The sequence below is a fragment of the Egicoccus sp. AB-alg6-2 genome, assembly GCF_041821025.1.
In the GTDB taxonomy this organism is placed as follows: Bacteria; Actinomycetota; Nitriliruptoria; order Nitriliruptorales; family Nitriliruptoraceae; genus Egicoccus.
The window spans coordinates 120,101-141,024 of sequence record NZ_JBGUAY010000004.1 but is presented as its reverse complement, the minus strand read 5'-3'; the positions used below and the strand labels follow the sequence as shown (position 1 = coordinate 141,024).

The 20,924-nt window shown below is 71.0% G+C and carries 17 protein-coding genes; 14 read left to right on the top strand and 3 right to left on the bottom strand.

Annotated features, from left to right (window positions below):
• Window positions 1-28 precede the first annotated feature (28 nt).
• Both ACERMF_RS07960 and msrA read left to right on the top strand, forming a co-directional pair.
• Window positions 29-1,771, top strand: a complete 1,743-nt coding sequence (locus tag ACERMF_RS07960) for a DEAD/DEAH box helicase (protein WP_373668522.1) — start codon at window positions 29-31, stop codon at window positions 1,769-1,771.
• 101 nt (window positions 1,772-1,872) lie between these two features.
• Complete coding sequence (gene msrA, locus ACERMF_RS07955; RefSeq protein WP_373668521.1) at window positions 1,873-2,511, top strand: peptide-methionine (S)-S-oxide reductase MsrA; 639 nt, start codon at window positions 1,873-1,875, stop codon at window positions 2,509-2,511.
• Window positions 2,512-2,621: 110 nt separating this feature from the next.
• Here the strand turns inward: msrA and ACERMF_RS07950 are convergent, their stop codons facing one another.
• Both ACERMF_RS07950 and ACERMF_RS07945 read right to left on the bottom strand, forming a co-directional pair.
• Complete coding sequence (locus ACERMF_RS07950) at window positions 2,622-3,548, bottom strand: DUF389 domain-containing protein (protein ID WP_373668520.1); 927 nt, start codon at window positions 3,546-3,548, stop codon at window positions 2,622-2,624.
• Window positions 3,549-3,684: 136 nt separating this feature from the next.
• Window positions 3,685-4,260, bottom strand: a complete 576-nt coding sequence (locus tag ACERMF_RS07945) for a GrpB family protein (RefSeq protein WP_373668519.1) — start codon at window positions 4,258-4,260, stop codon at window positions 3,685-3,687.
• Window positions 4,261-4,331: 71 nt separating this feature from the next.
• Between ACERMF_RS07945 and yihA the strand changes: the two genes are divergently transcribed.
• From yihA to ACERMF_RS07910, 7 genes are all read left to right on the top strand, one after another.
• Window positions 4,332-4,931: a ribosome biogenesis GTP-binding protein YihA/YsxC gene (gene yihA, locus ACERMF_RS07940; protein ID WP_373668518.1), complete on the top strand. Its 600-nt coding sequence runs from the start codon at window positions 4,332-4,334 to the stop codon at window positions 4,929-4,931.
• Window positions 4,932-5,045: 114 nt separating this feature from the next.
• Window positions 5,046-7,499 (top strand): glycoside hydrolase family 65 protein, encoded by a 2,454-nt coding sequence (locus ACERMF_RS07935; RefSeq protein ID WP_373668517.1) that lies wholly within the window; start codon window positions 5,046-5,048, stop codon window positions 7,497-7,499.
• 109 nt (window positions 7,500-7,608) lie between these two features.
• Window positions 7,609-8,796, top strand: a complete 1,188-nt coding sequence (locus ACERMF_RS07930) for an ATP-binding protein (protein ID WP_373668516.1) — start codon at window positions 7,609-7,611, stop codon at window positions 8,794-8,796.
• A gap of 3 nt (window positions 8,797-8,799) precedes the next feature.
• A complete protein-coding gene (locus ACERMF_RS07925; RefSeq protein ID WP_373668515.1) occupies window positions 8,800-9,741 on the top strand; it encodes a tRNA (adenine-N1)-methyltransferase in 942 nt (313 codons plus the stop codon).
• A 184-nt stretch (window positions 9,742-9,925) separates the two neighbouring features.
• Entirely contained in the window at window positions 9,926-11,722 is a 1,797-nt protein-coding gene (gene arc / locus ACERMF_RS07920) for a proteasome ATPase (protein ID WP_373668514.1), read from the top strand.
• 58 nt (window positions 11,723-11,780) lie between these two features.
• On the top strand, window positions 11,781-13,268 hold the full coding sequence (gene dop, locus ACERMF_RS07915) for a depupylase/deamidase Dop (protein WP_373668513.1): 1,488 nt from the start codon (window positions 11,781-11,783) through the stop codon (window positions 13,266-13,268).
• Between the two features lie 58 nt (window positions 13,269-13,326).
• Window positions 13,327-13,527 (top strand): ubiquitin-like protein Pup, encoded by a 201-nt coding sequence (locus tag ACERMF_RS07910; RefSeq protein WP_373668512.1) that lies wholly within the window; start codon window positions 13,327-13,329, stop codon window positions 13,525-13,527.
• Window positions 13,528-13,933: 406 nt separating this feature from the next.
• On the opposite strand, the gene ACERMF_RS07905 is transcribed toward ACERMF_RS07910, so the two are convergent.
• Entirely contained in the window at window positions 13,934-15,565 is a 1,632-nt protein-coding gene (locus ACERMF_RS07905; RefSeq protein WP_373668511.1) for an ATP-binding protein, read from the bottom strand.
• Between the two features lie 207 nt (window positions 15,566-15,772).
• Between ACERMF_RS07905 and prcB the strand changes: the two genes are divergently transcribed.
• From prcB to ACERMF_RS07880, 5 genes are all read left to right on the top strand, one after another.
• Window positions 15,773-16,612, top strand: coding sequence for a proteasome subunit beta (gene prcB / locus ACERMF_RS07900; protein WP_373668510.1), 840 nt, complete (start codon window positions 15,773-15,775; stop codon window positions 16,610-16,612).
• Between the two features lie 44 nt (window positions 16,613-16,656).
• Complete coding sequence (prcA, locus tag ACERMF_RS07895; RefSeq protein ID WP_373668509.1) at window positions 16,657-17,349, top strand: proteasome subunit alpha; 693 nt, start codon at window positions 16,657-16,659, stop codon at window positions 17,347-17,349.
• A gap of 74 nt (window positions 17,350-17,423) precedes the next feature.
• Window positions 17,424-18,782: a Pup--protein ligase gene (pafA, locus tag ACERMF_RS07890; RefSeq protein ID WP_373668508.1), complete on the top strand. Its 1,359-nt coding sequence runs from the start codon at window positions 17,424-17,426 to the stop codon at window positions 18,780-18,782.
• 100 nt (window positions 18,783-18,882) lie between these two features.
• Window positions 18,883-19,944: a helix-turn-helix transcriptional regulator gene (locus ACERMF_RS07885; protein ID WP_373668507.1), complete on the top strand. Its 1,062-nt coding sequence runs from the start codon at window positions 18,883-18,885 to the stop codon at window positions 19,942-19,944.
• On the top strand, window positions 19,941-20,867 hold the full coding sequence (locus ACERMF_RS07880; RefSeq protein ID WP_373668506.1) for a helix-turn-helix transcriptional regulator: 927 nt from the start codon (window positions 19,941-19,943) through the stop codon (window positions 20,865-20,867). The genes ACERMF_RS07885 and ACERMF_RS07880 overlap by 4 nt, the downstream gene beginning before the upstream one ends.
• The last annotated feature ends 57 nt before the right edge of the window (window positions 20,868-20,924 follow it).

Genomic DNA, 20,924 nt, shown 5'->3' with positions numbered 1-20,924 from the left:
GCCCCGGTGAGCACCGGGGTCCGCGCGCATGCGCGGCCCACCGCCGCACGTCCCACCGAGGAATGCCATGTCGTCCGACCCGAACGCCACGCCGAGCTTCGACGAACTGCCGCTGCGCGCGGAACTCCTCGAGGTGCTCGGGGCCCTGGGCTACGAGGAGCCCACGCCGATCCAGTGCCAGGCGATCCCGCCGATGGTCGCGGGCAACGACCTGCTCGGGCAGGCGGCGACGGGGACCGGCAAGACGGCCGCCTTCGCGTTGCCGCTCTTGCAGCGGCTCGCCGACGGTGACCGTGGCAAGCGGCCGACGGCACTGATCCTGGTGCCGACCCGTGAACTGGCGATGCAGGTGTCGCAGGCCGTCCACCGCTACGGCCGCGTCCTCGGGGCGCGGGTCCTGCCGATCTACGGCGGTCAGCCGATCGGACGCCAGCTCAAGGAGCTGTCGCGCGGCGTGGACGTGGTCGTGGCCACCCCGGGCCGGGCCATCGACCATCTCAGCCGCGGCACCCTCGATCTCACCGACGTCGAGGTGGTCGTGCTCGACGAGGCCGACGAGATGCTGGACATGGGGTTCCAGGACGACCTCGAGGCCATCCTCGACGAGGCCCCCGTCGAGCGGCAGACGGTGCTGTTCAGCGCCACGATGCCGCCCCACATCGACCGTCTCGCCCGCAAGCACCTGCAGGACCCGGTCAGGATCACGATCGGCCGCGACGTGGCGGCTCCGGGCGGCGCCGACGGCCCGCGCATCGAACAGACCGCCTACGTCGTCACCCGCCAGAACAAGCCCGCCGCTCTCGGTCGCATCCTCGACGTCGAGGCACCGGGCGCCACGATCGTGTTCTGCGGGACACGCAACGAGGTCGACGAACTCACCGAGACCATGAACGGCCGTGGCTACCGCGCCGAGGCGCTGCACGGCGGGATGAGCCAGGAACAGCGTGACCGCGTCATGGACCGGCTGCGGAACGAGACCGCGGACCTGCTCGTGGCCACCGACGTCGCGGCGCGCGGGCTCGACATCGACCACCTCACCCACGTGGTCAACTACGACGTGCCCTCCGCCCCGGAGTCCTACACCCACCGCATCGGACGCGTCGGCCGGGCCGGTCGCGAGGGGGTCGCCGTCACGCTCGTCGAGCCGCGACAGCACCGTCTCCTCAAGGCGATCGAGCGGCACACGGGCCAGAAGATGTCGGTGGCCAAGATCCCGACCGTCGCGGACCTGCGCGCCCGGCGGCTGGAACTGATCCGGGCCGCGCTGCGCGAGGAACTGCTCGACGGCGAACTCGACCAGTTCCGCGTCGTGGTCGACACGCTCTCCGACGAGTTCGACCTGGTCGAGATCGCGCTCGCGGCGATCAAGCTCGCCCACGACACCACGGGTGGCGACGTCGACGACGAGCCCGAACTGCCCGACATGAGCCTCGCCCCGGGCAGTGGTGGCGGCGCCGGCGGCGGCGGGAAGGGTCAGGGCCGGACCGGGGGACGGCGGCCGCCGCGAGGTCAGGCCGCGGGCGACTCCGCCCGGATCTTCGTCGGACTCGGGCGCGGTGCGGGGATCCGCCCGAAGGATCTGGTCGGCGCGATCGCCAACGAGTCGCCCGTCAGCGGTCGTGACATCGGCGCGATCCAGATCACGCAGAACTTCTCGCTGGTCGACGTGCCCGCCGACCGGGTCGACGCCGTCATCAGCGCCCTGCGCAACACGACCATCAAGGGTCGGCGTGCCAACGTGCGTCGCGACGCCCGTGATCCCAACAGCTGAAACCCGGCGGACAAGGCCGCCCGCACGGTGGGAAGGTCACGGCAGCGCCCGGCGTTGCACCGTTCCCAGCCTCCCGGCGCCCGTCGACGAAGGATTGCCCCATGTGGTTCGGTGACCGCAGCAAGGTCGAGTTGGTCGGCGCCGAGGACGCGCTCCCCGGGCGGGAGACGTCCCCGTTCCCCATCCCCGACACCCACGTCGTCAACGGTCGGAGCCTGACGCCGCCCTGGCCCGATGGCCACGAGGTCGTGGCGTTCGGCATGGGCTGCTTCTGGGGTGCGGAGCGGATCTTCTGGAAGCTGCCGGGCGTGTTCACGACCGTGGCGGCGTACGCCGGCGGCCACACACCACATCCGACCTACCGTGAGGTGTGCACGGGCCAGACCGGCCACGCCGAGGTGGTCGTCGTCGTGTACGACCCGGCGGTGATCGACCTCGACGGTCTGCTCGGTCCGTTCTGGGAGAACCACGACCCGACCCAGGGGATGCGTCAGGGCAACGACGTCGGGACCCAGTACCGCTCGGCCATCTACACCACCAGCGACGCGCAGTCCGACGCCGCCGAGGCCTCCCGCGCGCGCTACCAGGCGAAGCTGCAGGAGAACGGCTTCGGGGCGATCACGACGGAGATCGCCCCGCTCGGACCGTGGTACCACGCCGAGCCGGAGCACCAGCAGTACCTGGCCAAGAACCCGGGTGGCTACTGCAACCACGGCTTCTGCCAGGTCGCCTACCGCTGACGGCGGTGCGAGGGACGGCGGCGGGCATGTCACCGCTCCCCGTCGATGTCGCGCCGCTGCGGCAGAACTGACGAGCTGACGCGACATCGACGCTTTCATGCGACATGGCGTCAGTCGCTGGTGCCGTGGCGCTTGTCGAGGCGGCGCTTCACCAGGAACATCAGCGACGTACCGGCGAGCACGAGGGCGACCTCGATGGCGAAGCGCACGGCGGCGTCGCCGGCCAACCCGACGTCGCCGGCGATCAGGGCCATGGGGACCAACGAGGCGGTCGGCACGAGCGCGAGCGCGACCATCACGCCGGCGGTCAGCACCGTGCGGTTGAGCGACACGAGGATCCCGCCGCACACGGCGCCCGCCGCGCCCACCGCCACCCCGGTCCAGCTCACGGTCGTCCAGAACGTCACCAGCTCACCGGCGCCGAGATAGCGGCCGCCACCGGCGTCCAGCGCGTCCGCGCCGAAGACCAGGCCGAGCACCGCCGCCAGCGACGCCCCCGCCATCAGGGCCCCGTAGGCGAGCCCCACGTCCCGGACGCCACCGCGCCACGCCTCCGAGCGCGTCACCACCCCGAGCACGACCCGGGCGAAGGGCTGGAAGCCGGGCGCGATGATCATCGCACCGACCACGACGTGGAGCTGGTCGCTGATGATGCCGACGCCGGCGATGAGGCCGGCCAGCAGCATGACCAGCGTGCGGTCGCGGGTCATCGTGCTGTCCTCGCTCATGGACAGCTCGAGTTCCTCCCAGGTCGTGGCACCCGTCTCGCGCGTGAGGCGCTGGAAGGCGGGGGTCACCACGCTCAAGGGGACCGAGGTCGCCATGGTGAAGCCCTCGTCGCGTCCGAGGCCGAACTCGTCGGCGATCCGCATGATGACGCCGAGTTTGCCGTTGGTGACCTGCATCGTGACCACGTCGCCCGGTGGTTGCAGCGATCCTCCGCGCTGCAGCTGCAGGCTTGCGGCCTCGATACGACCGAGCTCGGCCAGGACGGCATCGGTCCGCTCGCTGGGAACGGTCAACTCGATGGTGCGCATGGGTGCCTCCGCCGCGTCTTGGAACACCGGTCTCGGCCGGCTCCGGCGCGCGAGCGAAGCCGCCCCACGCGGCCTGCGGGGAGCTCCGACCCCGCCGCTCGACGGTCGTACCGGCCACGGAGTGCGGCCGGAGGTGTCACCGCGTCCGGTGCTGGGCGAGCACGCCGAGGACGAACGCCGTCTTCGCGGCGGTGTAGGCCTCACGGTCCCCGCGGTGGTCCGTGGCGGCCGAACGCTTGTGCGTGGCGTACGCCGCGGCCAGCTCTGCGTCGCCACGCAAGGCATCGCGGAAGGCGAGGAGTTCGGCGACGTGCGGATCGTCGCCCGCCACCAGGTGCAGGTGTGCCAGGCGCCGGGCTCCGGACGGCAGCACGAAGAGCCGGCGCCACGGACGCCCGTCGAGGTCGGGCGGCACCAGCGCCCAACCTTCGTCGGCCCGGGGCGTCGAGTGCCACGGCTGCGGTCGTGGGAGGGCGGGAGCCACGTCGTCGGCGGCGGCCAGGCGCTCGACCGGGGCGAGCAGGTCGACGATCGGCTTGGCCGCCAGTCCGGCGACGGCGGTGCTGCCGACGTGCTCGATCCCGCCGACGAGCCACGGGCCCAGGACCGGCGTCAAGCGGCGCCGGAGGGCGGCAGCCAGTGCGGGCCAAGCCGGGTCCGGCGGCACCACCTCGACGGCCTCGGTTGCCCAAGCGGGCCAGTCCTGCTCCACGTCGTACCTCCGTCGGCCCTCCCGATCGTAGGTGGAGGGCGAGGGCGCCCGACCCTGCAACACTGTGCGCCATGAGCCTGCCCCTGCCGATGCGCTTCGTGCTGTCCGCTCCCGACGTCGCCGACCTTCCCGCCAGCCCCGCGGAGGTCGCCGTCGTCGGGCGTTCGAACGTGGGCAAGTCGTCACTGCTCAACGCGTTGGCGCGGCGCAAGGACCTCGCCAAGGTGTCGGGAAAGCCGGGCAAGACCCGGTTGCTGAACCTGTTCGAGACCGAGGGCGGCACGCTGGTCGACCTGCCCGGCTACGGCTACGCCAAGGTGTCGCAGTCGGACCGACAGGCGTGGGAGCGGCGGATGCACCGCTATCTGCGGGAGCGGCAGCCGCTGGCACTCACGCTGCTGCTCGTCGACGGCGAGGTGGGCCCGACCGCGCTGGACAAGGAGATGCTCGACTGGTTGCGCCAGCACGACGTCACCTTCCGGGTCGTGGCGACCAAGCACGACAAGGTGAAGTCGTCGAAGCGCGACCGTCGCAAGCGCGACCTCGCCGCGGGATGCCAGGTGCTCCCGGGGGAGGTGCTGTGGGTCAGCGCCGAGAAGGGGGTCGGCATCGACCGCCTGCGCGCACTCGTGCGCGACACGCTGGCCCCACCGCCGCGCGCGGCGGAGTAGCGTCCCGCCCTCCCGGCATTCGCCACGTCCCCGTCTTGTGGAGCCCGATCCCCGTTGATCCCCCGTGAACTACGCCTGCCCCCCGAGCACCTGTTCCCGGCCGACGAATGGCGCTTGTCCGAGATCGGATTCTCGAAGCGCTGGATGGGCAACGCCGAGACCGTCTTCGCGCTCTCCAACGGGTTCATCGGCATGCGCGGAACGTTCGAGGAAGGTCGGCCCGGGATCGAGACCGGCACCTTCCTCAACGGCTTCCACGAGACCTGGAACATCGAGCACGCCGAGGAGGCCTACGGCTTCGCGCGGACCGGGCAGACCATCATCAACGCACCCGATGCGTCGCTGCTCAAGCTCTACGTCGACGACGAGCCGCTGTTCCTGCCGACCGCACGGCTGCCGGGCTACAAGCGCGAGCTGGACTTCCGCGACGGCGTCCTGCGCCGCGACCTGCACTGGTCGACGCCGGCGGGCAAGCAGGTGCAGATCTCGTCCACGCGGTTGGTCTCGCTCGAGCAACGGCATCTCGGGGCGATCAGCTACGAGGTGACCCTCGACACCGACGCGCCGGTGGTCATCTCCTCGCAGTTGCTCAACCGCCAGGACGCGCAGGCGGTCGACGAGCCGCGCGGCAACGGCAACGATCCGCGTCGGGCGAAGGCGTTCCGTAGCCGGGTGCTCAACGCCGAGGACCATCACACCGAGAACCTGCGGCTCGTCACGGGCTACCGCACCACCAACTCGCGCATGACGCTGGGCGTCGGGGTCGACCACGTCGTCGAGACGGACAACAGCTGGAAGTCCTCGGCGACCTGGTCCGAGGACCTGGCCAAGATCGTCTTCACGATCGAGGCAAAGGCCGGTGTGCCCTTCCGGATCGTGAAGTACTTCACCTACCACATGTCGCGTTCGGTGCCGCCCCGCGAACTGGTCGACCGCTCGCGCCGGACGCTGGACCGTGCCGTCCGCGACGGCTACGCCTCGCTCTTGGAGGCACAGCGCCGCTATCTCGACGACTTCTGGCACCGCGCCGACGTGCAGGTCGAGGGCCCCCGTCGCGTCCAGCAGGCCATCCGGTGGAACATCTTCCAGCTGGGACAGGCCTCGGCACGGGCCGAGACGGCCGGCATCCCCGCGAAGGGCCTGACCGGACAGGCCTACGAAGGCCACTACTTCTGGGACACCGAGATCTACGTGGCGCCGTTCCTGACCTACACCCAGCCGCGGATCACCCGCAACCTGCTGCGGTTCCGGCACACGATGCTGCCACTGGCGCGCGAGCGCGCCCGGGAGCTGTCCGAGCCGGGCGCACTGTTTCCGTGGCGGACCATCAACGGCGAGGAGGCCTCGGCCTACTACCAGGCGGGCACGGCGCAGTACCACATCGACGCCGACATCGCGTACGCGATCAAGCGCTACGTGGACGTGCGCGGCGACGACGAACTGCTCGCCGAGGTCGGCGCGGAGATCCTGGTCGAGACGGCCAGGCTCTGGATCGGCCTGGGCTTCTACAGCCCCGACGACGAAGCCTTCCACCTGCACGGGGTGACCGGGCCCGACGAGTACACCACGGTCGTCAACGACAACGCCTTCACCAACCTGATGGCGCGGCAGAACCTGCGGTACGCGGCCGAGGTGGCGCAGTGGATGCGCGACGAGCAGCCGGCGGCCTATCGCCACCTCGTGCACGAGACCGACCTGCGGGAGTCCGAGGTGGCCGCATGGCAGCGGGCCGCCGACGCCATGTTCGTCCCGTACGACGAGGAGCGGGGCATCCACCCGCAGGACGCGAACTTCCTCGAGAAGGAACGGTGGGACTTCGCGGGCACCCCGATCGACCGCTACCCCCTGCTGCTGCACTACCACCCGCTGGTGATCTACCGCCACCAGGTGATCAAGCAGGCGGACGTCGTGCTGGCCATGGTGCTGCTGGGCGACCAGTTCTCGCAGGAGCAGAAGCGGCGCAACTTCGACTACTACGATCCGCTCACGACCGGCGACTCGTCGCTGTCGGCGTGCGTGCAGTCGATCCTCGCGGCCGAGATCGGCTACGAGGAGAAGGCGCTCGAGTACTTCCAGTACGCGCTGTTGATGGACCTCGCCGACATCGCCGGCAACGTCGTCGACGGGGTCCACATCGCCTCGACCGGTGGCGTGTGGATGGCGTTGGTGTACGGCTTCGGCGGTCTGCGCGACCACGACGGCCGGTTGCGGTTCGACCCGCGACTGCCACTGCCGTGGCAACGGCTCGCGTTCCCGCTGCGGTTCCACGACCGGCGCATCGAGGTCGAGCTCACCCACGAGGCGATGTGCTTCACCATCACCGAGGGCGAGTCGCTGACCATCGAGGTGCGCGGCGTCGACCACGAACTGCAGCCGGGAGAGACCCTGACGCTCGACTCGCCCGGCGACGCCGAGGCCGACGACGCCGACGCGCCGGGCCTGGGCCAGGAGCCCGACGGCCCGGTCGTCAAGGTCACCGAGGCCAGGGAGGGCGATCTCAGGAGCGGGCGCCGCGGATCCCCACTGCCCGACGAGATCACCGACCGGCCCGTCCGCGACGAGGCCTGACGGGCCCGGGCGCCCGCTCGCTAGGCTGTCGGGCCGCCGACCGCGTCGGCACCAGGTGCCCGAGCCGAGCTCTCCGGCATCGCCCAACCCACCCAGGAGGTCGCGTCCCGTGGTGCGCGTACGCCTGCGCAATCCCGACCGCGTCGAGCAGCTCGAAGGGGCGCTCACCGTCGGAGAGCTGCTCGATCGGCTCGACATCAACCCGGCCACGGTGCTGGTCATCTGTGCCGGCTCGCTGGTCACCGCCGACCACCAGCTCGGCGACGCCGACGAGGTCGAGATCCGCCCGGTCATCTCCGGTGGCGCGGGCGGACCGACGTGCGTCGTCTGCCGGCGCGCGGCGGTCATCGAAGAGCCCCGCCATCGCGCGGCGTGGTGTCCGACGCACTTCGTCGACCACGTGCACAACCAGATCCGGAAGGCGATCGACCATCCGCAGGCCTCGCCGTCGCGCGAGCGGATGTTCTCCTACGCCGACCGCATCCTCGTGGCCGTTTCCGGCGGCAAGGACTCCCTGGCCCTGTGGGACGTCCTGCTCGACCTCGGTTACCGGGCCGACGGGCTCTACATCGGTCTGGGCATCGGGGGGTACTCGCGCCGCAGCCAGCAGATCTGCGAGGACTTCGCCGCCGCACGCGGCGCCCGACTGCACGTCGTCGACCTCGCCGAGACCTATGGCTACTCCACCGTCACCGGCTCGCAGGCCACGACCCGCTCCACGTGCGGGGTGTGCGGTCTGAGCAAGCGGTACGTGTTCAACCGGGTCGCGGTCGAGCACGGCTACGACGCGGTCGCGACCGGGCACAACCTCGACGACGAGGCGGCGACCCTGCTGGGCAACGTGTTGCGCTGGCACGACGACTTCCTGGCCCGTCAGCGTCCGGTGCTGCCCGCCATGGGCACCAACCAGGTTCGCAAGTGCAAGCCGCTGTACCGGCTCTCCGAACGTGAGATGGCCGCCTACTGCGTCATCCGGGGCATCGACTACGTGGTCGAGGAGTGTCCGCTGGTCGACGGCAACACCGGCCACGAGCACAAGAACATCCTCAACGCGCTCGAGCGGGCGGCGCCGGGCGCCAAGGCGCAGTTCCTGTTCGGGTTCCTCGACCGCCACGACCGCTTCGGCGAGGCCGACCGCGACGGGGACGCCCCCGTCGTGGGGGCCTGCACCCGCTGCGCCATGCCAACGGTCGGCGAGGTCTGCGCGTTCTGCCGCCAGCGCGAGCGCATCCTCGCCGCCCTGCCCGTTCTGAGCGGCGCCACCGCCGCCCCGACCCACCCGACCACTGGATCCTGACGTATGACCGACGCCGAACCGCAGACGATCGCCCCGCTCCTGCCCGGAACGGACGCGCCGATCGCTGCCGGCGAACTGGTGGTCCTCATCGACCGACGCCGTCGCCGCTACCTGCTCGAGCTGGTACCTGGGTCGGAGTGGCACAGCCACGCCGGCCTGGTGCCGCACGACGACCTGATCGGGGTCGCCGAGGGAACGGCCGTGCGCACCAACCGCAACATGGAGATCGTGGTGCTGCGCCCGACGCGTGAGGACTACGTGCTGAAGATGAAACGCGGTGCGCAGGTGGTCTACCCCAAGGACCAGGCGGCGATCGTCGCCGCCGCCGACATCCGTCCCGGTTGCACGGTCGTCGAGGCCGGCGCCGGGTCCGGCGCGCTGACCCTGGCGTTGTTGGCGGCCGTTGGTCCGAGCGGCCGCGTGGTCTCGTTCGAGCGACGCGAGGACCACGCCGCCCATGCCCGACGCAACGTCAGCCGCTTCCTCGGCGGGATGCCCGACAACTGGGACCTCGTCGACGGCGACCTCCAGGAGGGCCTGACCGAGCTCGGGGTGCGGCCCCACCGCCTCGTGCTCGACCTGCTCGAACCGTGGCTGCTCGTCCCCGGTGCCGCGCAGGCGCTGCCGCCCGGCGCCATCGTGCTGGCCTACATGCCAAGCGTTCCGCAGGTCATGCGGTTCAGCGAGTCGCTGTGGGCGGACGGTCGCTTCACCGACGTCCGCACCACCGAGACGCTGGTGCGCCCCTGGGACGTGGACGGGCTGGCGGTGCGGCCCGCCCACCGCATGGTGGCGCACACGGCGTTCCTGACGACCGCACGCCGGGTGCCGTCGCGCGACGAGGGCGGTCCGCCGCCCCCGCGGCGCAAGGCCGACCTCGGCCCGGGCGTGGTCTGGAGCGAGGCCCCCGCGGTGGAGTCCGACCACGTCGACGGCCGCTCCTGACCCGTCCGCGCCCCGGCTGCGCTCGTTGCTCGCACGCTTTGCCCGGCGTGGACGCGGGGTCCGCCAGCCGCGGCGGGGGTGTGCCATACACTCGCCCGTCATGAGGCACCTGGACGGACGCGCCTCGGTTCGCCCGCCCGGAGGCCTCGACGAGAGGGTTCGTCACCCTGCGGTAGGAGGCCCCGTGAACCAGCGTCCGGACCGCCCCTCGCACGATCCGCGCCCGGCGAGCGACCCGCATGCGCTCGGGCGGCAGGCGGGCGGTGACCAGGATCCCGACGAGCTCGCCGCGGAGCTGAAGTTCCTGCGCGAGGAGGTCGACCTGCTGCGGCGCCGGCTCGAATCCGCGCCGACCCGCATCCGCCTGCTCGAGGAACGGCTGCTCGAGACCAAGGGCAAGCTGCAGGGCGCGTTGGCGCAGAACGACAAGCTCAGCGAGACCCTGCGCGCCGCCCGCGACCAGCTCGCGCAGATGCGCGAGGAGGTCGAGCGGCTCGCCGCGCCCCCGCAGTCCTACGCGACCTATCTCGGCAAGGCCGACGAGGCCGACACCGTGACGGTGATGGTGTCGGGCCGCAAGCTCGAGGTGGGCATCAGCCCCGAGATCGACCTGGACGCGCTGCGCACCGGCCAGGAGGTACTGCTCAACGAGTCCATGAACGTGGTCGCCGCAGGCGCGTTCGAGAGCCGCGGTGAGCTGATGGTCATCGCCGAACTCCTCGGCGACGGCCGCGCGGTCGTGCTCGGGCACACCGATGACGAACGCGTCATCCACCTCGCCGACCCGTTGCGCGACCTGCCGTTGAAGGCGGGGGACTCCCTGCTGGTCGACACGCGCTCCAACACCGCCGTCGAGCGCATCCCGAAGGCCGAGGTCGAACAGCTCGTCCTCGAGCAGGTCCCCGACATCTCCTACGAGCAGATCGGCGGCCTGAAGGAACAGGTCGAGGCCATCCGCGACGCGGTCGAGCTGCCGTACCTCCATGCCGATCTGTTCGTCGAGCACGAACTGCGGGCACCGAAGGGGATCCTGCTCTACGGCCCGCCCGGGTGCGGCAAGACCATGATCGCCAAGGCCGTGGCCAATTCCCTGGCGCAACGCGTGCGCGACAAGACCGGACGCCAGGACGTGCGCAGCTACTTCCTCAACGTCAAGGGACCCGAGCTGCTCAACAAGTACGTGGGCGAGACCGAACGCCAGATCCGCCTGATCTTCCAGCGGGCGCGCGAGAAGTCGGCCGAGGGCTTCCCCGTGATCGTCTTCTTCGACGAGATGGAGTCGCTGTTCCGTACCCGCGGCTCCGGCGTCTCCTCCGACGTCGAGACCACCATCGTGCCGCAGCTGCTCGCCGAGATCGACGGAGTCGAGAGCCTCAAGGACGTGGTGGTCATCGGCGCCTCCAACCGCGAGGACATGATCGACCCCGCGATTCTGCGGCCCGGCCGGCTCGACGTGAAGATCAAGGTCGACCGGCCCGGCACCGAGGCCGCCCGCGAGATCTTCGGGATCTACCTGCACGAGCGTCTGCCGCTGCACCCGGACGAGATCTCGACCCACGGGGACGCGGCGACGGCCGTGCGGGCCATGATCGACCGCACCGTCGACAAGATGTATGCGGCCGACCGCGACAACGAGTTCCTCGAGGTGACCTACGCCAACGGCGAGAAGGAGGTCCTGTACTTCAAGGACTTCAACTCCGGCGCCATGATCGAGAACGTCGTGGCGCGCGCCAAGAAGTACGCCATCAAGCGGGTGCTCGCCGACGGTCCGAAGGGGTTGTCCACCGACGACCTCCTGCGGGCGATCCGCGACGAGTTCCGCGAGAACGAGGACCTGCCGAACACGACCAACCCCGACGACTGGGCCCGTATCTCGGGCAAGAAGGGCGAGCGGATCGTCTACGTGCGCACCCTCATCAGCGGCGACAGCGCCACACCGGGCCGGGCGATCGAGAACCTCAACCCGGGCCAGTACCTGTAGGCCCGCTCCACGGCGCCGCGTCGGGCGGGGAGCGAGGAAATCCGAAAGGGGCTGCTGGGTGGCATCGAAGAAGTTCGTCGGCGTCGAGACCGAGTACGGGATCACCGTCGACGGTCCGCGCGAGGTCAACCCCGTGTTGGCGTCCTCGCTGGTCGTCGGCGCCTACCGCGGCGCCGGTGACCGCGACGTCCGCTGGGACCACACCGACGAACACCCGATGCGTGACGCGCGTGGCTACGACACCCCGGACCCGCACGAGCCGGTCACGGACGACGAACTCGGGCTCGCCAACACGGTGCTGACCAACGGCGCGCGGTTCTACGTCGACCACGCCCATCCCGAATACGCCTCGCCGGAGTGCTCGAACGCGCGCGACCTGGTGGTGTGGGACAAGGCGGGGGAGCGGATCCTCGAGGACGCCGCCCGTCGCGCCGCCCTCACCCTGCCCGACGGTCATCGGGTCCTGGTCCACAAGAACAACACCGACGGCAAGGGGGCCGCCTACGGCACCCACGAGAACTATCTCGTGCCACGCGAGGTGCCGTTCGGGCGCCTTACGCGCCAGTTGCAGCCGTTCTTCCTCAGTCGCCTGCTCTATGTGGGCGCCGGCCGTCTCGGCACCGAGTTCCGGGGCGAGGACGTGCCGTTCCAGCTGTCGCAGCGCGCCGACTTCTTCGAGGTCGAGGTCGGTCTCGAGACCACCCTCAAGCGGCCGCTCATGAACACCCGCGACGAACCCCATGCCGACCCCGAGCGCTACCGGCGGCTGCACGTCATCAACGGCGACGCGAACCTGTGCGAGGTGGCGACGTTCCTCAAGGTCGGCACGATGCTGCTCGTGCTCGACCTCATCGAGGACGGTGCGCTGCCGGAGCCGCCGGCGATCCACCGGCCGGTGCAGGCCTTCCACGCCGTCAGCCACGATCTGACCGGGCGCGTGCCCCTGCCGACCGACGACGGCCGGCGGGTCACGCCGCTCGAGCTGCAGTGGCACTACTTCGAGGCGGCCGCCCGCTACGTCAAGGAACAGGGTCGCGCCGACCCGTCCGCGCAGGACGTGCTCGACCGCTGGGAGGCGCTGCTCACCACCGCCGAGCACGACCCCCGTCGGCTGGCGGGCCAGGTCGACTGGGCAACCAAGCTGCAGTTGCTGGAGCAGTACGCGGCCCGCCACGGGCTCGGCTTCGACCACGACCGGCTGAAGATGGTCGACCTGCAGTACCACGACGTGCGCCAGGACAAGGGGCTGTACCAACGCCTCGCCGCACGGGGACGGGTCGAGCGCCTCGTGTCCGAGGCCGAGGTGCGCGCGGCGATGACGACCCCACCGGCCGACACTCGGGCCTGGTTCCGGGGCGAGTGCCTGCGCCGGTTCCCGTCCGAGGTGGTGGCCGCGGGCTGGGACTCGTTGATCTTCGACACCGGCAAGGACGCCCTGCAGCGGGTGCCGATGATGGAACCCGGCCGCGGGACGCGCGAGCACGTCGGCGAGTTGCTGGACCGCGTCGACGACGCCGCCGAGTTGCTGCAGGCGCTCAAGGGCTGAGATGTCGGCGGGCACCCGGGGGGTACGCTGCGGCTTCGCGCTCCCGGGGAGGTACCGCATGAGCGAGGGTGGCCAGGTCCGCAAGGGCGGCAGCTCTCAGGACGAGGTCGACGAGGTCGAGCAGACCACGACCGAGACCGACGAGACCGCCAAGGACCTCCTCGACGACGTCGACGAACTGCTCGACGAGATCGACGACGTCCTCGAGGAGAACGCCGAAGAATTCGTCCGCGGCTACGTCCAGAAGGGCGGCCAGTAGCTGGCACCCGATTCAGTCACGCTGCGCGGTCGTTCGTGGGGCTCCGGTGACGCTCCGTCCTCATCGGAGCTCATTGGAACGCCGGTGGCGCACCGGAAGGCATCCGCGCAGGACTACCGCCAGAGCAGGTGACCGGCATGGTCTCGGCCGTCGAGCCGGCGATGTGACGTGAGGACGCGGCTGCGACGCCAGACCGAGGTTGGCCCCGATCTGGCATCACGTCCTCGATCTGGCGTCTGGTCGTGTGACCGACATGCGCGGAACGGCCGTGTTGCTGCGGATGCCGCAACGCGACTTCTTCCCAACGCGATCACATCGGGGGGTGTCCCCGCCGCCGTACCGTCAGAAGGGTGGCCAGTAGCTCCGCGCCCCTCGGGCGGGACACGCGCCCGTGCGGCAGGCGGCCTCATCCCGGCTGGACGTCAGCCTGCTTGACGGCGGCGGTCGAGGGCCCGTCGACCACGGGCGGGGCCGGTGGTGCGGTGCGCGGCAGCGTGAACGTGAAACGGGTTCCGCCACCCGGACGTGGCGCGGCGGAGATCTCGCCGGCGTGCTGTTCGACGACGCGCTGGCAGATGGCCAACCCGATGCCGGTGCCGGGGTAGCCGGCGCGGGCGTCACTGGTGCGCACGAACGGTCGGAAGATCTCCTCCGCCCGCTCGGGATCGATCCCGATGCCGTTGTCGTCGACGTGGACGGCGTAGGTGCCCGACCCGAGCTCTTCGGACCACAAGCGCAGGTGCGGTTCCACCCCGGGCGGGACGTACTTGATCGCGTTGCCGACGAGGTTGTCCAGCAGCTGACGGAGCCGGATCCGGTCGCCGAGGATGGCCGGCAACGGTTCGATGGTGGCCACCTCCTCCGCCCCCCGCTCGCGGACGACCTCGCGGCCGAGTTCGGTGAGGTCGACCCACTCGCGCTGCAGGTCGGCGTTGGCGACCTCGGCGTACTCGAGCAGGTCGGTGATCAGGCTCGCCATCCTGCGGTGCTGGATGCTCGCGCGGTCGAGGAAGTCCGCGACGTCGGGTGGCAGGTCGTCGGGAAGGGAGCGGGCGAGGTCGACGAAGCCCGACGCGCTGGTCAGCGGCGAGCGCAGGTCGTGGGCGACGACGTGGGCGAACGCCTGCAGTTCGTCGTTCGCTGCGGCGAGATGGTCCGCGGCTCGCGCCCGCTCCTGCGCGACGTCGGCGATCTCGTCCGCGAAGTGGTCGAGGGTGCGGAAGACGCGGCGGAGGCCGGCGAGCAGTCCCAGCGCCAGGGTCGCGAAGGCGGCCAGCCGGATACCGAGGCTCGCCCACCATGCGATCGAGAAGCGCCGCTCGGCGAAGCTGTACAGCACGAGGTCCCAGGTCTGCAGGCCGAGGCTGACCGTGACCCACGCTCGCGGCCACGACGGGTGGCGGCCGGCGGCGGCGACCCAGCGCCAGGTCGCGATGGCGGTGAGCACGGTGACCACGGTGAGCAGGCCGCGGAAGCGCAGCGAGTACTGGCCGTCGGGCTCGACCAGGACGCCGGGTCCGGCATCACCCCAGGCCGCCACGAAGGTGACCGTGAGCGCGACCGCGATCACACCCCGGCGCCAGCGCTGGTCCGCGGCGACCGGCGAGAGCGCGAGGATCGCCATCGTCGCCAGCACCGTCTTCCAGGTCAGGTACAGCGCTGCCACCTCGGACGGACCGGTACCCAGCGGCCCACCGTCGGGGAGCAGGGTCGGGAACCCCAGCACGACCAGCCCGAGCCCCACCGCCGCGACGAGGATGCCCGCCACCATCCAGCACAGGGCCGGGTCGTGGTCGATCTCGTCGTAGACCTGCAGCAACCACGCCGAGGCGATCCCGGCGACGATCGCGAAGGTGACCACGGCCGGGACGGCGGTGACGATGCTCGGCAGTGCCGGTCCGACGGCCAGGAAGACCATGAACGCGAGTGCGGCGGCAGCGGCCGTGGCGAAGAGCATCCCGCGACGCAACGTCGAGGTGGGACGTGTCAGCCCCAGGACGTCGAGGCGATCCTCCGCGGGCTCGGGATGATCGTTCACGCACTGCTCCGGACTCGGCATGCCTCCCCGCAGCCGTTCGAAACCAACGACCGACGGCGGAGGGCGCTGCAGCCTATGTGCGCTCCTCGCATCGGCCGTGCCCGCTGCGCAAAGCGCACTCGCCGGTGTGGGCCGCCCCTCGCCGACGTCCCGACGCAGGATCCGCACGCCGCCAGCCGCCCGGGCCTACGCTGCCGGGTCCCCGGTATGGAGGAGTGCGCGTTGACGTTCCGAGCCGACGAGTTGCTTGCCGGCCTGCCATCACCGTTCGACGCCCGCGGCAGCTCCTTCTTCGAGGCGTTGCGTCGCCAGGCACCCGACGCCGTGCCACCGGCCCTCAACGGGACGATGCACGAGCACCTGCGGGAGCGGCTCGTGGACGGTACGACGGTGCTCGCGGTGCGCTCGGCGCAGGGCGTGGTGATCGCGGGTGACCGTCGGGCGACCGCCGGCAACCTGATCTCGCGCACCGACATGCGCAAGATCTTCCCCGCGGACGACTGGTCGGCGGTCGGGATCAGCGGCACGGCCGGCCCGGCGATGGAGCTGGCCCGCATCTTCGCGACCGAGCTCGAGCACTACGAGAAGGTCGAGGGCGAGCCGCTCTCCCTCGAGGGCAAGTCCAACAAGCTCGCCGGCCTGGTGCGCGCCAACCTGCCGCTGGCGATGCAGGGCCTGGTCGTCGTCCCGCTGTTCGCGGGGGTCGACCCTCGCACCGGCGAGGGTCGCATCTTCGAGTACGACCCCGCGGGGGGCCGCTACCGCGCCACCACCCACGCGGCGACCGGGTCCGGCTCCCTGGCGGCCAGGGCGACCCTCAAGCGGCTCGTCGATGCGGACGGCGACCTCGAATCGGCCGCCGCCGTCGCCGTCGAGGCGCTCTTCGACGCGGCCGAGGAGGACAGTGCGACCGGGGGACCGGACCTGATCCGCCGCATCTACCCGATCGTGGCCCACATCGACCGCGCCGGCTACCGCGAGCTGACCGAGGAGCAGGTCGCCGCGCACGTCGAGGCGACCGTCGAGCGCCGTCGAGCGCGCGGCTGATCCGCCGACCCGCTACCTCCGAGCACCGCAGGAAGGTCTGATCCGTGGCCAGTCCGTACTACGTCGCCCCCGAACAGTTCATGAAGGACCGGGCCGAATACGCCCGCAAGGGCATCGCCCGTGGCCGTGCCCTGGTCGCCGTGGAGTACGCCGACGGGGTGGTGTTCGTCAGCGAGAACGCCTCGCGTTCGCTGCACAAGACCTCGGAGATCTACGACCGGATCGGTTTCGCCGCCGTCGGGCGCTACAACGAGTTCGAGTCCATGCGCGTCGCCGGGATCCGTCTCGCCGACGTCAAGGGCTACCAGTACGCCCGGGAGGACGTCACGGCCAAGGCGCTCGCCAACGCGTATTCGCAGGCGCTCGGCGCCATCTTCATGGGCGGCGAGGCCAAGCCCTACGAGGTCGAGCTGCTCATCGCCGAGGTCGGACACGGCTCCGACGGCGGTGAGCTCGAGCTCTACCACATCCTCTACGACGGCTCGATCGTGGACGAACACCGTTTCGTCGTCATCGGTGGCGAGACCGAGCCGATCGAGCAGGCCCTCGAGGAGCGCTGGGCACCTGGCATGGACCGTGACGCGGCGGTGCGCACCAGCGTGCAGGCGCTCGCGGGGGCCGCGGGACGCGCCATCGAGCCGGCGGACCTCGAGGTGTCCGGACTCGACGTCACCCGGCCCCGCCGGCGGTTCTTCCGGCTACGCGACGAGTCATTGCGCGCCGCCCTGGAGGGATGACGGTTCCCGCTGCGCACGCCGGCGGTCCGGATCGGGCACCATCGCGGCATTCCTGCGAGTGAGATGAGGGCCGCGTGCGCCGACGGATCTTCGGGATCGAGAACGAGTACGGGGTGACCTGCACGTTCCAGGGCCAGCGACGCCTCAGCCCCGACGAGGTCGCCCGGTACCTGTTCCGTCGCGTCGTCTCCTGGGGGCGCTCGTCGAACGTCTTCCTCGAGAACGGTGCGCGGCTCTACCTCGACGTCGGCTCTCACCCCGAGTACGCCACCCCCGAGTGCGACAGCCCGCGCCAGGCCGTCATGCACGACAAGGCGGGGGAGCGCATCGTCGAGGACCTGGTGCTGTCCGCCGAACAGCGGCTGCACGAGGAAGGCATCTCGGGAACGATCTCGCTGTTCAAGAACAACACCGACTCGGCCGGCAACTCCTACGGCTGCCACGAGAACTACCTCGTGGCCCGGGTCGGCGAGTTCCAGCGGCTCGCCGAGGCGCTGATCCCGTTCCTGGTGACCCGTCAGGTGTTCTCCGGCGCGGGCAAGGTGCTGCAGACGCCGCGAGGTGCGGTGTTCAGCCTTTCGCAGCGCGCGGAACACATCTGGGAGGGCGTGTCGTCGGCCACGACCAGATCGCGCCCCATCATCAACACGCGCGACGAACCGCACGCGGACGCCGAGCGCTACCGGCGCCTCCACGTCATCGTGGGCGACTCGAACATGTCGGAGTACACGACCTGGCTCAAGGTCGCGACCTGCGACCTGGTGCTGCGGATGCTCGAGGAGCAGGCGGTCATCCGCGATCTGACCCTCGACAATCCGATCCGTGCCATCCGGGAGATCAGCCACGACCTGACCGGCACGCGCCGGATCCGGCTCGCCAACGGCCGTGAGATGTCGGCGCTCGAGATCCAGCAGGTCTACCTCGAGCGGGTGGAGCGGTTCGTCGAGGCGTCCCACGACGCCGACGACGAGGCCAAGCGGGTCGTCAGCGAGTGGCGACACGTGCTCGAGCACCTCGTCGACGACCCGATGTCGCTCGGCCGCCAGCTCGACTGGGTCGCCAAGTACCGCATGATCGAGTCCTACCGGGCCAAGCACGAGTTGCCGCTGTCCCACGCCCGGGTCCAGATGCTCGACCTCGCCTACCACGACGTCGTCCGCGACCGCGGGCTCTACTACCTGCTGGCCCGCCAGGGGCGCGCGCAGCGACTGCTCGACGACGCCGAGATCGAGCATGCGATCACCCACCCACCGGCGACGACGCGTGCGGCCCTGCGCGGCCGGTTCATCACCCACGCCAAGGCCAAGCGCCGCGACTACACCGTCGACTGGGTCCACCTCAAGCTCAACGACCAGGCCCAGCGCACCGTGCTGTGCAAGGACCCGTTCCGCTACGAGGACGAGCGGGTCGACAAGCTGATCGCGGCCATGTGAACCACGCCGTCGCCACTACCCTGCCGCCCGATCGAGGCGCCGGCGTGGCCGGCGGGGCGACGAGGGGCGGGTCGAGGTGACGGCGAAGGTCGAACGTCTGGTGAATCTGACCGTCGCGTTGCTCGAGACCCGCCGGCCGATGACGCTGGCCGAGATCCGGCAGCGGACCGGGTACTACCGCCAGGGCGATTCGGAGTCGTCACGCCGGATGTTCGAGCGCGACAAGGACGACCTGCGGCGCCTCGGGGTCCCGATCGAGACCCGCGAGGTCGCCTTCGGCGACGAGCTCGGCTACGTCGTCGACCGCTCCACCTACGAGCTCGCCGACGTCGACCTCACCGCCGAGGAGGTGGCGGCCCTGTCGTTGGCGGTGCAGCTCACCGGCAGCGAGGGGGCACACCTGGCGTTGGCGAAGCTCGCCGCCCGCGCTCCCGACCCCTCCGAGCTGGCGACCTCGCCGACGACGCGTGTCAGCCTCGCACCAGACCCCGTCGACGCCGTCGCCGACGCGGTGGTCTCGCGCACGCCGGTGCGCTTTCCGTACCGGACCGCCGGTGGGGACACCGCGGAGCGGACCGTCGACCCCTACGCGATCGTCCAGCGCCGAGGCGCCTGGTACCTCGTGGGACGCGACCACGACCGCGACGCGGTCCGGGCCTTCCGGCTCGACCGTTTCGTCGGCCGCGCCCGCGAAGCCGGTGGACCGGGCGGCTACCGGGTGCCGGAGGGATTCGACCCGGCGTCGGCGGTGTCGGGCCCCGAGGGGGAGCGCACCGACGTGGAACTGGCGGTGCGTCCCGCGGCGCGCTGGGCGGTCGAGCTGCGTGGCGGCGTCGACACGGGGCGGGTGCACGCCGGCCAGCCGGTGCTCCGACTGCCGGACCTGGATCCGGTCCGCGACCGCTCGTGGCTGCTGGGTCTCGGCGCCGACGTCGAGGTGCTCGAACCCGCGCAGCTGCGCGGTGAGGTCGTCGACGCTCTTCGACGCCTCACCGAGCGCAGCGAGCGAGACGCCCGGGGTGGCGGGCGGGAGGAGTCGGGCGAGGCAACGAGCGAGCGCAGCGAGCGAGACGCCCGGGGTGGCGGGCGGGAGGAGTCGGGCGAGGCAACGAGCGAGCGCAGCGAGCGAGACGCCCGGGGTGGCGGGCGGGAGGAAACATGAGCGCGGCGGGGGATGTGGCGCGGATGCTGACGTTGGTGCCGTGGCTGCTCGAGCGTCCGGGGGCGTCGATCGAGGAGACCGCCAGCGCGTTCGGGGTCAGCGAGGCGACGATCCGTCGCGACCTGGGACACCTCGACTTCTGTGGCCTGCCGGGCCTGGGAGGCGGCGACCTGTTCGAGGTCGACATCGTCGGCGACCGCGTGGTGGTCCAAATGGCCGACGAGCTGAAGCGACCGATGCGTCCGACGGCGCGCGAGGCGTTGCGACTGGTGCTCACGCTCGACGCGGTCACCGAGGCGCTCGGCGACGAGTTGCCGGCCCTGCGCACCGCGGTCGACAAGGTCCGTGCCGCCCTCGGCATCCCCGAGACCGTCGCCGACGTGCTACGACCCGGCGACCACGCGGTGGTGCCCGGGCTGCGGCGCGCGATCGCCGACGAGCGCCGCGTACGGCTGCTCTACCAGGGTCGGGCCGACGAGTTCCCTCAGTGGCGCACCGTCGATCCCTGGACGCTGCAGGTCGCCGACGGGCTCTGGTACCTGCGCGCCCACGACGTGGACGTCGAGGCGCCGCGCACGTTCCGCCTCGACCGTGTCGCGCAGCTCGAGGTCAGCGATCAGCCGCGCGCGGTGGCCGCTCCCGAGCAGTTGCCACCGCCCGGGTATGCTCCCGGCCCCGACGACCTCGAGGTCGAACTCGAACTGTCGGTCGCAGGACGGTGGGTACTCGACGCCGTCACCCCCGACTCGGTCGAGGACCTGCCGGACGGCGGCGCCATCGTGCGTCTGCGCACCGACGCGCCCGGCTGGCTCGCCCGAGTGGTGCTGACCGCGGCCGGTGAGGCGCGCGTGCTGGCCCCCGAGACGCTGCGGCACGACGTGGCCGCGCTTGCATCCGAGGCGCTCGCCCGCTATCAACGCTGACTAGTCAAGGCCGCCCACCTTCGGGGGATTTGTGGGTTGATCACCTGAATTCGAGGT